This is a genomic window from Nostoc sp. (assembly GCF_036917535.1).
GTDB lineage: Bacteria > Cyanobacteriota > Cyanobacteriia > Cyanobacteriales > Nostocaceae > Nostoc.
In genome coordinates this window covers 43565-57872 of sequence record NZ_JBALDA010000091.1, presented here as the reverse complement: position 1 = coordinate 57872, position 14308 = coordinate 43565, and the positions used below count along the sequence as shown (strand labels likewise).

The following is a 14308-nucleotide window of genomic DNA, read 5'->3' as shown; positions in this document are numbered from 1 at the left end:
GCGAAGCGACCCTCATGTTATATCTAGCCCAGGTGCGTAAAAACGATTTTTTAGACCAGCACCAGTTACGCTTATTGGCGCGTCAAGAAGCTGATAACTTGTGGGCGATAATTCCCGAAGATACTCCTATTCTGCTAGGAAAGGGAAAGATCATGAGTGAAAACTTGCTTGTTTTAGTAGAACTTTCCCCTACAGGCGACATTGAAAAATTAGAAGATGCCACCAACTGGGTACTCCATTTGGTACAAAGCTACCTCACCATCGGCATCACCCCGGAATTTTTGCAGCACGAAGCTGAACGAGCAGAACATTGGCGACAATCCCTGACGTTGCAAAACCAAGACTTAGCGCGGCGTTCCTTAGAATTGGAAGCTCGTCGTGAACAAATTCAAGCCTTAGAAGAAAGCCTCAAACGCGAGAAAAATGGTTATCCCCAAGAAGAAAGTTAAATACAAAATGAAGTGCAAAAGGTGGGTTAAACTTAGCAAATCCGTCTAATAAAACTATCCAAATGACAACAGCCAGCCAGTGAATGATAACTGAAAGCCAAATAGAGCCAGATATTAAGTAAGCGATCGTACAGATAACTCCTAACAAAGCTGCCAGGATTAAAAAATTTGGATTTATAAAAACTTCACGGGCACCAGGATTCCAGGTTAGTCCCTGAAATGGGTGATATATGATGAAGGCGACTAAAGAGATAATCATCCATATAATTTGTGTCTTGAGTAAGGGATTTTCAGTAGGGTGAGGCAAAAACAAAACGCGAAAAACTATCTCTTCACTTAAGCCTGGTATAAAAAAGGAAAACATAATAATTTTTACAATTTCTTGCCAAGATTTTTCTAAGATATGTAACTTGAGAAAATCTGATTGAAATCCTATAAATAATAATAAAATTGTTAATCCTGTCAGAGGTAATATTAGCTCTAGTAAATTGGTAATAGTAGGGAATATAGATAGTGCAGTAGTCAGACGTCTGATAATCAAATTAATCATACAATCTCATTTTTAAGTTAATTTCTCAAATATACTACTGAGGTAGGATGAGACAACAAGAGTGTGGTGTGACAGTATGGTTTACTGGTCTAAGTGGTGCAGGGAAAACTACTATCTGTAAATTCGTGGAGAAGGAACTGCGGATACAGGGATACAGAGTAGAAGTTCTAGATGGTGATGCGGTACGTCAAAACATCTGCAAAGGATTGGGTTTCAGTAAAGAGGATCGAGAAGAGAATATTCGGCGCATCGGCTTTGTGGCTCATCTTCTTGCCAGAAATAATGTAATTGTATTAGTTTCGGCCATTTCACCATACCGTAAAATTCGGGAACAAGTGCGCCAAAGTATTCCACATTTCATTGAAGTTTACGTCAATGCATCATTAGAAGTTTGTGAACAGCGAGACGTAAAAGGGTTATATAAAAAAGCCAGATCCGGAGAGATTAAGCACTTCACTGGTATTGATGATCCTTATGAAATACCACTCCGTCCAGAAGTCGAATGCAAAACGAATGAAGAAAGTGTTGCCCAAAGTGCAACTAAGGTCTTAAAAAAGCTGGAAGAGTTGGGTTATATAGTTGCTAGAATGAATGATTTATAAGTTAAAGAAAGTTTTTAACTCATAACTTTTACTAGGATGCCAATAATTGCTGAATTAAGGGACTTCTAAAGAATAAATTGTCCCAAAAAATTAATCTCTAGGCAGTTACTCAATAATAATAATCATTCTTTCCACAGCAAACGCTTGACCACTGCAAGTAATCTGCAATGCTTGTAAAGCGCAATCTAGGTGCAAACAGGGAAAGCACAAGTCCATAACAGCTTGATTTTGCATTAATAAATATGGTAGTCTGGCTTGGACTAAGGACTTCCAACAAATAAATTATCTAGTCTTGTGGGGTGAACATCTTGTCCGCCCTTGGCTACGTCCAGATGCCCGTGAAGTGAGAAAAGCGCTATTCTGTAAAACTGGTTTATCAAAACTACAAATATGAGGAAACTCAAACAATTTTAGATGTCTCACTTGATTCGATAACAACATGGAAACAAGCCTATAGACTTTACTTTAGTTAACAAATTAGCTCTAATTAATCACGCCGATGATTATTGCAATTACTCTCATTGCTCTCGGAGTCTTGACACAAGCGGTTGTTTTGACAAATTCACGCTCATCGCTGGTTCTATTTAATCAGACTTGTCAAACTTGCGGCTATCAAATTCCGCCGATGGAGCGCTCACCCGCATTCCACGACTGCCCAGAATGTACTCGTCTAGCCAATCTTAGTGACTCGCTGCCCCGCTCGTAGGCTTGGCTTTTTTAAGTAGTAGCACTAGGAGCGCACCCGCAAACAGAGCATAGCCCATAAACAGGAAGCAATCGTTGAAGGCCATAACATTTGCCTCCCGACGAACAATGTTACCAATCTGGCCAATTGCCTGATTCTGTGCAGTGACAGGATCGGCACCTTGATTTGTGAAGAACTGTGTCAGTTGATCAATGCGATCGCGAGTAATCGGATTTGAGAGCGATACAGCATCTACCAATCGATTAGAGTGGAATCGTTCCCGCCGCGATTGCAGCGTCCCCAGAATGGCTATGCCTACGGAGCCGCCTAGATTTCGTGCCATGTTGTAAATTGCCGAGGCAGAGCCAATTTGCTTTGGTTCAATGCCAGCAGTTGAGATACTCGAAAGTGGCGTGATGATTAGAGGTTGCCCCAACGCCCGCACGACTTGAGCCGGGATCAATTGATCTATGCCCGTATCGTGAGTCATGTGAGAGTTCATAAAACAACTGACTCCAAACAGCGCCAGCCCAATTGCGACTAGCAGCCGGAGGTCAACTCGTTGCATTAGCTTGGGCACAAACGGCGTGATGAAAAGCTGAGGAATGCCTGACCACATAATGGTTTCCCCAATTTTCAGAGCGTTGTATCTCTGCACCTGCGCCAGGTAGAGCGGTAGGATGAAGGTCGATCCATATAAACCCAATCCCAGCGCCAGGGTAATCACAGTCGAGAAGCCGAAGTTACGCCGCACTAACAGTCGCAGATTCAACAACGGTTGCTGGCGCGTGAACTGAATGATCACAAACAACGGCAAAGAGATTGCCGCAATAATTGCGGCTCGCTGAATTTCCTCAGAGCCGAACCAGTCTTTGCGATTTCCTTCATCTGCAAAAAACTCAAAAGAAGCGAACCCGATCGCCATTGTAATAATGCCCCACCAATCCCCATTTCGTAAGAGGTTGAGCTGCATTGGCTGAGACTTGAGTCCATACCAGACCCCCGCAATCAGCAATAGACCTGGAATGACGTTGATGTAAAAGATATATTGCCAACTATAGTTATCGGTGAGCCAGCCGCCAATCGTCGGGCCAATTGAGGGGGCGAAGGTTGCCGTGATTGAGAATAATGCCAAGCCAATCGGCTGCTTAGAGGGTGGCAGAGTCATCAAAATTACGGTAAACGACATCGGGATCAACACTCCCCCGGTAAATCCCTGCCCTGCCCGGAAAAAAATCATCATTGGGAGGTTGACAGCAAAGGCACAGGCGATCGAAAAAATTAAGAACAATACAGCATTGACCAGCAAATATCGCCGCACTGAAAACACCTGCGACAACCACCCAGTGAGAGGAATTACCACAATTTCAGCGACCAAGTAGCCTGTAGAGATCCAAGAACCTTCATCAATCGTGGCACTCAACGCGCCCGTGATGTCATTAAGAGAGGCATTTGTCACCTGGATATCTAGCACTGCCATGAATGCACCCAATAAGGTTGCCATGACCCCAACCCAGTCTCTAAACGAAACAGTCTGTTCTGAGGAAGGTTGGGCGCGAGAGGACGATTTTTGTGAACTGGCGCTGGTGTTGACCATTGGGTGGCATTTAGTGGTTAACGATTTGCGAGCGGTTATTAGACCTACGATGGGTCATTTCTAATTCACTTGTATCAACAGTTGGAATCACCGACATTCCCGATGTAATCAGCGTTTCGTATCCTCGGATGCTGTTTGCATCAAAGATGATTTTGACTGGAACGCGCTGCACAATTTTAGTGAAATTACCAGTGGCATTGTCAGGCGGCAGCAAAGCAAAATCGGCTCCCGAAGCTGGAGATACACTATCGACTATGCCTGTAAACCGATGATGGCGAAAGGCATCAATCTTGATTTCAACAGGCTGTCCGGGTCGCATATTTTCCAACTGTGTCTCCTTGAAATTGGCAACAATCCAGGGAGTCTTTTGTACTAAAGACATCAAAGTTTGTCCGGGCTGAACCCGTTGTCCAATCTGGACTGTTTTATTGCCAATCCGCCCTGCTATTGGAGCGACAATCGAAGTATACGACAGTTGCAGTTCTGTATTTTTCAGCTCGGCTTGTGACTGAGCAACCGTTGCTAATGCTGCTTGGTACTGCCGTCGATTCACCCCCGTTTGTTTACTAGCTGCATTTGCTTGTTGCAAGTTTCCTCTAGTAGAACTAAGTTTACCTTGGGCATTGGAGAGATTTTTTTGTGCCTGCACAACTTTAGCTTGTGCCTGCTTAATCTGCTCGGCAGTCGCATCATATTGCGCTAATGCTGCCTCGTATGTTGCTCTGTTTGTATCCAGGTCTTGTTGAGGCACCGCACCTTCAGCATAGAGCGCAGTATAACGCTGATAATCACGCTTGGCTTTGATTAAATTTGCATTGACTTGGGCAAGCTGGGCCTGCGCTGCGGGTACTCCTGCCCGTGCTTCTGCCAAAGCCGCTTCTGAAGTAGAGACGGTTGCTGCCGCCGCATCAACATTTCCTTTCGCTTCTGTCGTCTGACCTGCGGTAGTCGCTGCCGTCACGCCAATATTTGCTTGAGCCACTGCTGCTTGCTGTTTTGCTGATTCTAGAGCTGCTTTTGACTGCTGTTGCGTTACTTCATAATCACGCGGGTCTAACTTCACCAGGACATAACCCTGCGATACCGATTGGTTATCATTTACCCCCACCTCGACGACTGTTCCATTGATGCGAGCGTTGACGGGATAAATATTAGTAGTAATATAGGCATCGTCAGTTGACTGATGAACTGAAGCAAAACGCCACCAGCGGTAGCCAAAAATAGCGCCAACAAATAATCCTACGCCCAGTAAGCTAAACAATATCCACTTTCGACGAGGATGTCGATGGGGACTAGGAGAACTCGGTGCTGGTTCAGGCGTTGAACTGACAGAAGATCCTTTTTTGTCTAGTACGGGCGTTTTGTGTCCGTCAACAGTTTGGTTTTCGTGAGTTGAGTTATCAGCTTCCATTACGATGTCAAGTCAAGAACACTATGGTAAAGACACTACAGAGGTTGGAATCGTGTTGAAGGTGAAATGAGTAATAAACTATGGTCACAGTCATAGCTCATCTTTGTGCGATCCATATCAAACAAGCTTAAAACTTGCAACTCAATTACTGTTCAGTGTTTGTATGAATTCAATATATAGAGTTGTCCCTGCCTTGTCTTCTACTTAAAGTTGATACTTTTATTTCATAGAGCAAGCAATCGGTTCATATAATAAGGTTGACTCCAACTTTAGTTAGATTTGAATTCTAACTAAAGTCAGTAGACCTGCCTAAAAGTTTTACGATCGCTGTAATAGTAAAGTAGGCGTAGGTTGGGTTGAAAAACGAAACCTAACTTACTAAACTAATCCGCCTTGAAGTTGCGTAATCTTTAGCCTCAGAAAGACGCAAGAATACAATTTGAATGTTATTACCTTATTCTTCTTAACTGAACCGTATTGACTCCTAACTCTTACTACGATGCCAACAATTGCCGAATTAACCTGGCTACAGCCTTTTGCGTGAAGCGGTTGGCAATTTGTTGACCTAAACGTTGTACATCAGAATTTACCAATAACTGGGCAATTTGGGATGCAAGTTGCACTGGATCAAAGCCTCTTGTTTCTCGGAGAATACCTAATATACGTTTGATATGCTCTAAGGTTTGTTGTTGTTCAACTGTGGCCGCTGGAGTTTTATTCACTGCTGTCAATCCTACCCGTTCTCGCAACAAGGAGGTAAAGTTATGCAAAACATTTTTACCTAAAGCATCAAGTCCGTTAACAGATTCATCTACTAGTTTGTCACGAATAAAAGCACCGCGTTCAGATGACAGAAATTCTATCCCTTGATTTAGCACTAAACTAAAGTCGTAGTCTTGACTATTACGCGCATTTTTTAACAAGTTTTCTAAGCGATTCCAGCGAAATCTGCCATCTTTAAATAATAAATCTTGCAATGATGCTCTTAATTGCGGTGCTGGATCTGTTAAGAGGCGTTTAGAAACGTAGGGATATGCTTCGCTGAGAACTTTAAAGTTTGGATCTATGTATATTGCAATACCTTCAAGCGTCACAAGGGAGCGAATAATTAAGGCGTAGTAAGGCGGTACGCGGAAAGGATACTCATACATCAAAGCTGATAGTTCATCTGTGATGCTTTTAATGTTGAGCTCGGCAACGCTGGCTCCTTGGGCATCAGCAAAAACTCTCGCAAAAGCTGGGATAATTGGTGTTAAATCAGTTTCTGGTGATAAGAAATCTAACTTCACGTAGTCTTTTGCTAATCCTTCAAAGTCGCGGTTGACAACGTGGACGATCGCTTCAATCAAACCATAACGCTGAGGTGGCTTAATCTCGCTCATCATCCCAAAGTCGAGATAAGCTAATTTGCCATCGGTTGTCGCTAACAAATTACCAGGGTGCGGATCTGCATGGAAAAATCCATGTTCTAGCAGCTGGCGCAGGGAACACTGCACACCCACTTCAATTAGATAACGAGCATCTATCCCTTGGGCGCTAATTTCTTCTGTCTGGGTTAATTTGGTGCCGTTAATCCACTCCATCGTCAAGACGCGACGATTGGTGTATTCCCAGTAAATTTTCGGTATATATACGTCTTTTATGTGACCGTATAATTCAAAAAATCGTTCGGCATTTTCGCCCTCATGGATGTAGTCCATCTCTTCAAAGATGCGATCGCCTAATTCATCAAGAATCCCAACTAAGTCACTTCTTACTCGTTTGACTTTTTTCTGCACCCAAGCAGCGAGGTTACGCAAGATATACAAGTCAATCGTAATTCCCTCTCTTAAATCGGGGCGTTGAACTTTAATGGCGACTTCTTCGCCAGTTTTTAGCTTACCTTTATAGACTTGCCCCAATGAAGCCGCAGCAATTGGCTGGGCTGAAAGTTCGGCGTAAACCTCTTCTGGAGGTGCGCCTAGTTCTTCTTTGATAAACTGGTAAGCAATTTCGTTAGCAAAAGGCGGTAATTGATCTTGTAGCTTAGTTAATTCTTCTAGGTATACAGGAGGAACCAGATCCGGTCTGGTGGATAAAGCTTGTCCAATTTTGATGTAAGCAGGCCCTAATTGGGTGAGCAATACTCGTAGCTGAGTGGCTCGGCGACGGTCATTTTTGACGACAATTCCCCGTTTACTATCCGACCACAATCCCAAAACAAAGGATAGAGTCGGCCCCAATACGGCAAAAATCCGCCGTAAAACTTGCACTTTTCTTTTTTGGTAATGCGCCGCTATGCCAACGGGATCGTAAAGCGTTTCAGGTTGGGCTGTTGTCCTCACTTTTTGAGCTGCTAAAAGTCTTGGCGAGCGCACAACTAGGCTTGATGTACCATCTTCTGGCACTATATCAATAACATCCGGTTCGTCGCCTCGGCGATTTGTGCCGTTGCGACTGTCCTCCTGAATCGGTCGGGAATTAGGGGGAAGTGTCTTAACAATCATGAAGAAGGCCACCAGTCAGAACGATCACATTAAGTATTGTAACAATACGTTTAGAAATTAGAAATTTGGAATGGGGCATTGGGGAGCCAGTACGTTGGGCGGGCAATGCCCGACTTGTTCGCTCTTAGCGTTCCCGTTCGCGCAGCGTCTCCGTCAGGAGAAGGGTAGCAACTGGCGTCATTGGGCATGGGGATTGAATCTTTAATTTTGAATTTTGAATTTTGAATTTTGAATTGATTTCTCCCCCTGCTCCACCTACTCCTTAGTACTAGTAGGTCTGCTACACTTAAACGGGCATACTAGTTCAATAGTAGTAGGTATTGCTAATTGCTGAAAGATCGTATCTATTGTCTTGTAAGTTAGAAGTATCTGGCATCTGCCCTCATGGAGAATTTGGCTTGATGTTGCTTTGCCTGCGAATCGAAAACTTTGCCCTAATTGACCAACTGGAATTGGAATTTGGCGCGGGACTAAATGTGTTAACAGGTGAAACCGGCGCTGGAAAATCTATTATCTTGGATGCCATTGATGCCGCTTTGGGCGGTAAAGTTTCTAGTCGAGTCATTCGCACGGGGACAAGTCGGGCATTAGTAGAAGCTACTTTCACCTCAAACGCCCCCCTAGCGGCTTGGTTGACCGAACAAGAAATAGATTTGCTTGATGAAAATTCTGTAATCATTAGCCGAGAAATCACAGCCACTGCTAGTAATGTCCGCAGCCGATCGCGGGTGAATGGCGTGTTGGTAAATCGGCAGATCATGGTAGGAATGCGCGATCGCTTGGTGGAAATCACCGCCCAAGGTCAAACTGTGCAAGTGGGACAATCTGCCCAAGTTCGGGACTGGTTAGATTTGTATGGCGGCGACTCGTTGATGCAGCAGCGCCATAAAGTCGCCACGAGTTTCAGTGCTTACCAACAGGCGCATTTAGCATTAGAAAAACGCCGGACATCAGAACGGGAACGCTTACAACAACTCGATTTGCTCACTTATCAAGTGCAAGAATTGGGAACAGCCAATCTCAGCGAACCTGATGAATTGGAACAGTTGGGACAAGAACAAGAACGCCTAAATCATGTCGTTGATTTGCAACAAATGAGTTACAAAGTTTATCAGGCTTTGTATCAAAACGATAATGAAACTCCCGCCGCCGCAGATTTATTGGGAGACAGCGAGGCTACATTAAATGACATGGTGGAATACGATACCCAACTACAGCATCTGTTGGAATTGGTAAGGGACGCGCAAGCTGCGGTAATGGAAGTAGGAAGGCAGATTAATGCTTATGGGGATGATTTGGAAGCCGATCCGCAACGGTTGGAGGAGGTAGAAGAACGAATTCGAGAGTTAAAGCAAATTTGTCGTAAGTATGGGCCGACACTAAAAGAAGCGATCGCTTATTACCAACGTATCCAAGCAGAATTAGCCCAACTTAATGACAGCGAACAATCTATTGAAAACTTAGAACAGCAAGAAAAAGCGTGTTTTGAAAAACTTACCCAAGCAAGTAATCAGTTAACTCAATTGCGGAGTCAGGCGGCTGCTAATTTAGAATCACGTTTAATAGCTGAACTCAAGCCCCTAGCGATGGAAAAAGTGAAATTTTTGGTTGAAATATTACCAGCTTTCCCAACTGCGATGGGAGCAGATAAAATTACCTTTACATTTAGTTCTAACCCCGGAGAACCACTGCAACCTTTAACAGAAGTTGCCTCTGGTGGCGAAATGAGCCGTTTTTTACTGGCGCTGAAAGCTTGTTTTTCTCAGGTTGATGCGGCTGGGACATTGGTATTTGATGAAATTGATGTCGGGGTTTCGGGAAGGGTAGCCCAAGCGATCGCGGAAAAATTATACCAGCTAAGTCAACACAACCAAGTGTTATGTGTGACGCATCAACCTTTAGTTGCAGCAATGGCCGATCGGCATTTTCGCGTAGATAAGCTCACTGTCAATCAAGGTAAAGGTAAAAAAGCCAACAATGACAACGCCGAACAGCGTACCGTTGTCAGAGTTACTACCTTAGATAATTTAAACACTCGTCGGGAAGAACTAGCACAATTGGCTGGTGGTAAATCTGCAACTGATGCGATCGCGTTTGCAGAGTCTCTATTATTACAAGCTGCTAACCACCGTCGCGGTAAGCATACTTGATCAAATAATTATAAATTACGAATTACGTAGCTTGCTTCTTACCTTTGACGAGTATTACGAATTATAAATTTAGGCTGCCAATTCTGAAAGGCGTAAACCAGCGATATTCTCGCAGGAAAAAGTCTCTTTACCCATCCATCGGCGGCAAATTAGCTCTATAATTTGTCCTGCCCAGTTGCGGAAAAACCATTGGCATAGGGAGCCATCTTCTTGAGGAGTCATAGATAGAGGAATAAAGCCTTTGTTCTGCCACACCTCTGCTGCTGCATAAATATCATCAACGATAATGGCAACGTGATGGACAGTATTAAAACTTTGCTCTTGGAATAAGCTAGCAATCTGTTCACCTGGTGCGTTAGGCGCAAGCAGTACCAAAATCATACCTGACGGCATTAAGGCTGAGAGAAAGTACATACCAGCATCTTCTGGTAGTAAGTTTTGCTCTGGACAAAAATCATCGGGCCATTTTCCTGGCCCTTCGGTGATTTTGGCATCATAGTTGACCAGAGTGTTAGCGTAGTCTGTGAGAGTTTCTGAATCAGGAAATAACAGTACATAGTGATCTACGATCACTCGTTCACCAAATAGATGTATGCAAAAAGATGAGTTTAAAAATTCTGGAGTCTTGCACTCTTGCTTATACAAGAGCAATCCGTCAATTTCTACAAAAGGCGACTTTTTATTCATTGAAGTCTCCTAAGTTAAAACCTTTTGCAGTTTCTAGTGCAAGGTTATTGCTCATCATGCTCACCTATCAAAACGATCTAGTATTCAATATTGTGGCTCAGAAACAAGGCTGATATCTACCATCATAACTAAAATTATTTTGAGCCAATTTCAAATACCTGCGATCGCAGATGGTAAATTTGCAACTGACGCGATCGCTTTTGCCGAATCTCTGTTATTGTAAGCTGCTAACCATCGTCAAAAAATTAAAGATAAATCTACGCTTCTAGTAATGACTGACCGAGATAACCTCCTTTAGCCTTGACACCAGGTAAGGCGAAGAAATACCCACCACCAATGGGGCGAATATACTCCTCCAAAGGTTCTCCAATCAAACGATTTTGTACTGTCACAAACCCCTTCTCTAAATCAGCCTGAAAACAGACAAACAACAAACCCATATCTAAATGTCCAGATTTGTCAAACCCGCGTGAATAGTTGAAACCACGCCGCAGAATTAAACTCGACTCTGATTTGCGAGGATTAGCAAGGCGGATATGAGCATCGAGAGGAATTTGTTTACCTTTAGGATCTTGATCGTAATTGGGAATATCTTTCTCGTACTTCATTCCCAAAGGTGCGCCAGAGTCCTTAATGCGTCCAATAATTGTCTCTTGTTCCTGTAGTGGTGTGCGATCCCAGCGTTCGACTAAGTTGCGGATCACTCGCACCACTTGATAGCTTCCTCCTAATGTCCAAGCTGGTTCACCATCATTTGGCTGTACCCAGACAATTCGGTTCATCAATTTGTCGTCACTAGCATTTAAATTTGCCGTTCCATCTTTAAAACCAAGCAGGTTACGCACCGTAGATTTGCCTTGTTTTTTGTGAGTATTTGGCGGCAGAAATCCCGTTATTTGCCAACGCAAAGTTATCAAGTCAGGCAAATTCTTAATAATGTCGCGTAAAGCGTGGAGATTCGATTCCTCAGTATTCGCACAGAATTGTAATAGTATATCCCCATGACATAAATCTGGGTCAAGCTGGTCATTGGGAAAATTGGGCATCGTATCTAACCGCTTGGGTTTCAAGTTGCCGAGTCCAAAGCGGTTATCAAACAGTGAGTTACCCACAGCTAGGGTGATTGTCAGATTATTGGGAGCAATGTTCGGGCCCATAATCCCCGAATCACTAGGTGGAAATTTGGGGTCGCGCGGCTTGGGTGTTCCTCCTGCCATGAGAAACTGAATGCGCTCAGTTAAAGTTTTGAACAACCGCACTAAATCTGCTTTATTTGTAGCAGTTGTATCAAATGCGACCATCAACCCAGCAGCCGGAGTAGGAGTCAGAATACCTGCTTGGTGAGGCCCAAAGAAGGGCACGACCTCTTCAGATGGGTCAAGAGGCGATCCCAGAAGAGTACGATAGCCCAAAGTCGTCAAGGCTGCTATTCCACCTGCTGCTGCCATGCCGATTAACAAGTCACGACGGCCAAGCTTGGGAGTAATGCGTAAACTTGGTTGCTTTGTGATAGACATAATTTACTCCTCTAGGAATCTTGATCAATTAGTTAACGCCCAGAGTGCCGCGCAACTGAGATAAATCTTCAGAAAGGGAGGCTATTGCTGTTTTCATGTCTTTTTTGTCTGCTTCACTCACCTTGTCGTAGGTAGCAAAACCTCCATCAGGGGTTTTGTATTTAGCAAGTTTTTGGTTAACTTTGGTGAAATTGCTATCTACACGCTTGAGCAAATCTGGGTTGGCTTTTTGGATAACGGGGCTTAATAACTCCACAATCTTTTGGGAACCCTCTACATTAGCGCTGAAATCCCAGAGGTCAGTATGGCTGTAACGGTCTTCTTCCCCAGAAATTTTGGTAGCAGCTACTTCTTCAATCAAGTCAGCAGCACCGCCAACCATATTTTTTGGTTCAATGGTCAAGGTGGCAATGCGCTTTTGTAGGTCTAGTCCATCTTTCTGTAGCTTTTCGGCAAAAGGTTTCATGCCTTTTGTAGTTTTGTCCTGAAATAAAGCTTTCTCTATGCGATGGTATCCAGTGAATTCTGGATCGGCTTCTTTTTTGGCAAAGTCATCAGCACGGGAATCCATCGTTTTGTCGAGATCGGAGAACAGTTCAGCTATCGGTTCTGCACGTTCCCAGTGGACATGGGTAGAGGGATAGAGTTTCTGAGCTTTAGCAACGTCTCCTGCAATCACGGCATCTGTGAAGGTCTTGTTGTCTGCCACTAGTTGGTCAGTTTCTTTAGTGACGTAGGCTTTATATTCTGCAATCGCACCTGTTAATTGACCTTGATCTACGGTTGTCTTGGCTTGAGAATTTCCTGCTCCTGCTTTTACAGTGAGTTTCCCTTTGGGATTGCTGCGTAAACCGCAAGCCATATCATATTCACCCGGTTGTAAATTGGTTTTGAGTTTTTGAACGAAGCCAGGAGCAATATTTTCCTTTTCCTCAATGACTTTTACCCCAGACAAAATCTCCCACTCTAAAGGTTGGCTGCTTTTATTGGTCACTACAAAGTTGTTTTCCCCAGATGCCACCGTCAACTGATTAGGTTCGCAACCTTTATCTGTCACAGTCAAAGCAGTTTCTGTAGAATTGTTAGTAGAAGTATCGCTAGCTACTTTAGCTTCTGGAGAATTATTCGTAGAAGTATCGCTTGATTTATTGGATTCACAGGCAGCTACTGTCAAGGCAATTAGACAGATAATTGTTGAATACTTTAAAACATTTTTCATTGTTGTATTTTCCTAAAAATTATTGAAGTAGCTAGGAATGCCTTGCTGTAGTCTTCTGTTCAGCGTTATTCCCTAAGAAGAACAACAACATAGTAGGAATTAGATAGGCAAAGTAGGCGATCGTCTCGCTGACAGTCGGGGTATCGTTATATCCAAAAAATCCCGCCAAAAGTGAACCGAGAAACCCGTTTTTAGGAAGTACCCCGCTAGCATCGAATACCACTGTTTGCAGTGAATTCCACACTCCGGCTTCATGGAAAGCTCTTACCCCACTTGCTAAGAGTCCAGCAGCAACCACGATAATGAAGGCTCCTGTCCATTTAAAAAATCGTTTCAAGTTGATGCGGATACCACCCTGATAGATGCCTACACCGACGGCTAGTGCGGCTGCATATCCAAACAATGCCCCCACAGGAGCTTGAATTCCCAAATTTTGCTGAAACGTAGCCAGCAAAAACACTACTGTTTCCAGACCTTCCCGCAATACTGCAAAGAATGCCATCCATACTAGTGCTATACCCCATTTATCCCCTGACTGTATGGCAGTTTCAATTTGAGAATGTAACTCGCCTTTGATAGAACGAGCAGCACGGCGCATCCAGAAAACCATCCAGGTGAGAACTCCAACTGCGACGATGGAAATCACCGCTTCAAATAGTTCCTGTTCTTTCTGCGGAAACTCCTGACTGGTTATTTGCAAAACAATTCCAGCACCCAGACAAAGAAAAGTCGCTAGTGCGATGCCAATCCAGACTGACTTCATCAAATGGGTACGTCCAGTTTGCTTGAGATAACTGGCGATGATTCCCACGACAAGCGCAGCTTCAACGCCCTCTCTGAACATGATCAAGAAGGGAAAAAGCATGGATAACCTTATTAGTTATAATTACTATCAAATCATCATGAGAATAATAACTTACTTGAGAACATTTGTATATAAACGTCAGTCAAGAAA

General features: G+C 43.7%; 11 protein-coding genes and 1 pseudogene. 4 read left to right on the top strand and 8 right to left on the bottom strand.

Annotated features, from left to right (window positions below):
• Positions 1 to 14 precede the first annotated feature (14 nt).
• A complete protein-coding gene (locus V7K56_RS30090) occupies positions 15 to 449 on the top strand; it encodes a hypothetical protein (RefSeq protein ID WP_334916632.1) in 435 nt (144 codons plus the stop codon).
• Here V7K56_RS30090 and V7K56_RS30085 read toward each other — a convergent pair.
• The gene (locus tag V7K56_RS30085; RefSeq protein WP_334916630.1) at positions 409 to 999 is read right to left on the bottom strand and encodes a CPBP family glutamic-type intramembrane protease; all 591 of its coding nucleotides are present in this window, start codon (positions 997 to 999) and stop codon (positions 409 to 411) included. The genes V7K56_RS30090 and V7K56_RS30085 overlap by 41 nt on opposite strands.
• 47 nt (positions 1000 to 1046) lie before the next feature.
• Here V7K56_RS30085 and cysC point away from each other — a divergent pair, with 47 nt between their 5' ends.
• Positions 1047 to 1601, top strand: a complete 555-nt coding sequence (gene cysC, locus V7K56_RS30080; RefSeq protein ID WP_334916628.1) for an adenylyl-sulfate kinase — start codon at positions 1047 to 1049, stop codon at positions 1599 to 1601.
• Between the two features lie 328 nt (positions 1602 to 1929).
• Positions 1930 to 2056 (top strand): annotated as a pseudogene (locus V7K56_RS30075) (helix-turn-helix domain-containing protein); the annotation flags it as partial.
• 225 nt (positions 2057 to 2281) lie between these two features.
• Here the strand turns inward: V7K56_RS30075 and V7K56_RS30070 are convergent.
• From V7K56_RS30070 to V7K56_RS30060, 3 genes are all read right to left on the bottom strand, one after another.
• A complete protein-coding gene (locus tag V7K56_RS30070) occupies positions 2282 to 3883 on the bottom strand; it encodes an MDR family MFS transporter (RefSeq protein WP_334916626.1) in 1602 nt (533 codons plus the stop codon).
• A gap of 10 nt (positions 3884 to 3893) precedes the next feature.
• The gene (locus tag V7K56_RS30065; RefSeq protein WP_334916624.1) at positions 3894 to 5294 is read right to left on the bottom strand and encodes an HlyD family secretion protein; all 1401 of its coding nucleotides are present in this window, start codon (positions 5292 to 5294) and stop codon (positions 3894 to 3896) included.
• A 494-nt stretch (positions 5295 to 5788) separates the two neighbouring features.
• Positions 5789 to 7780, bottom strand: coding sequence for an ABC1 kinase family protein (locus tag V7K56_RS30060; RefSeq protein ID WP_334916622.1), 1992 nt, complete (start codon positions 7778 to 7780; stop codon positions 5789 to 5791).
• A gap of 401 nt (positions 7781 to 8181) precedes the next feature.
• On the opposite strand from V7K56_RS30060, the gene recN reads away from it, so the two are divergent.
• Complete coding sequence (gene recN / locus V7K56_RS30055; protein ID WP_334916843.1) at positions 8182 to 9930, top strand: DNA repair protein RecN; 1749 nt, start codon at positions 8182 to 8184, stop codon at positions 9928 to 9930.
• A gap of 69 nt (positions 9931 to 9999) precedes the next feature.
• Here recN and V7K56_RS30050 read toward each other — a convergent pair whose 3' ends face one another.
• The 4 genes from V7K56_RS30050 to efeU all read right to left on the bottom strand — a co-directional run bounded on the left by V7K56_RS30050 (position 10000) and on the right by efeU (position 14218).
• A complete protein-coding gene (locus V7K56_RS30050; protein ID WP_334916620.1) occupies positions 10000 to 10617 on the bottom strand; it encodes a VOC family protein in 618 nt (205 codons plus the stop codon).
• A 257-nt stretch (positions 10618 to 10874) separates the two neighbouring features.
• Positions 10875 to 12134, bottom strand: a complete 1260-nt coding sequence (efeB, locus tag V7K56_RS30045) for an iron uptake transporter deferrochelatase/peroxidase subunit (RefSeq protein ID WP_334916618.1) — start codon at positions 12132 to 12134, stop codon at positions 10875 to 10877.
• Between the two features lie 28 nt (positions 12135 to 12162).
• Complete coding sequence (gene efeO, locus V7K56_RS30040; protein ID WP_334916615.1) at positions 12163 to 13353, bottom strand: iron uptake system protein EfeO; 1191 nt, start codon at positions 13351 to 13353, stop codon at positions 12163 to 12165.
• A 31-nt stretch (positions 13354 to 13384) separates the two neighbouring features.
• A complete protein-coding gene (gene efeU / locus V7K56_RS30035; protein ID WP_334916613.1) occupies positions 13385 to 14218 on the bottom strand; it encodes an iron uptake transporter permease EfeU in 834 nt (277 codons plus the stop codon).
• Positions 14219 to 14308: the final 90 nt, after the last annotated feature.

What these genes read in the sequence shown, in the direction of transcription:
- V7K56_RS30090 (WP_334916632.1), top strand. Translation starts at nt 15, where the DNA reads ATGTTATATCTAGCCCAGGTGCGTAAAAACGATTTTTTAGACCAGCAC.
- V7K56_RS30085 (WP_334916630.1), bottom strand. Translation starts at nt 999, where the DNA reads ATGATTAATTTGATTATCAGACGTCTGACTACTGCACTATCTATATTC.
- cysC (WP_334916628.1), top strand. Translation starts at nt 1,047, where the DNA reads ATGAGACAACAAGAGTGTGGTGTGACAGTATGGTTTACTGGTCTAAGT.
- V7K56_RS30070 (WP_334916626.1), bottom strand. Translation starts at nt 3,883, where the DNA reads ATGGTCAACACCAGCGCCAGTTCACAAAAATCGTCCTCTCGCGCCCAA.
- V7K56_RS30065 (WP_334916624.1), bottom strand. Translation starts at nt 5,294, where the DNA reads ATGGAAGCTGATAACTCAACTCACGAAAACCAAACTGTTGACGGACAC.
- V7K56_RS30060 (WP_334916622.1), bottom strand. Translation starts at nt 7,780, where the DNA reads ATGATTGTTAAGACACTTCCCCCTAATTCCCGACCGATTCAGGAGGAC.
- recN (WP_334916843.1), top strand. Translation starts at nt 8,182, where the DNA reads ATGTTGCTTTGCCTGCGAATCGAAAACTTTGCCCTAATTGACCAACTG.
- V7K56_RS30050 (WP_334916620.1), bottom strand. Translation starts at nt 10,617, where the DNA reads ATGAATAAAAAGTCGCCTTTTGTAGAAATTGACGGATTGCTCTTGTAT.
- efeB (WP_334916618.1), bottom strand. Translation starts at nt 12,134, where the DNA reads ATGTCTATCACAAAGCAACCAAGTTTACGCATTACTCCCAAGCTTGGC.
- efeO (WP_334916615.1), bottom strand. Translation starts at nt 13,353, where the DNA reads ATGAAAAATGTTTTAAAGTATTCAACAATTATCTGTCTAATTGCCTTG.
- efeU (WP_334916613.1), bottom strand. Translation starts at nt 14,218, where the DNA reads ATGCTTTTTCCCTTCTTGATCATGTTCAGAGAGGGCGTTGAAGCTGCG.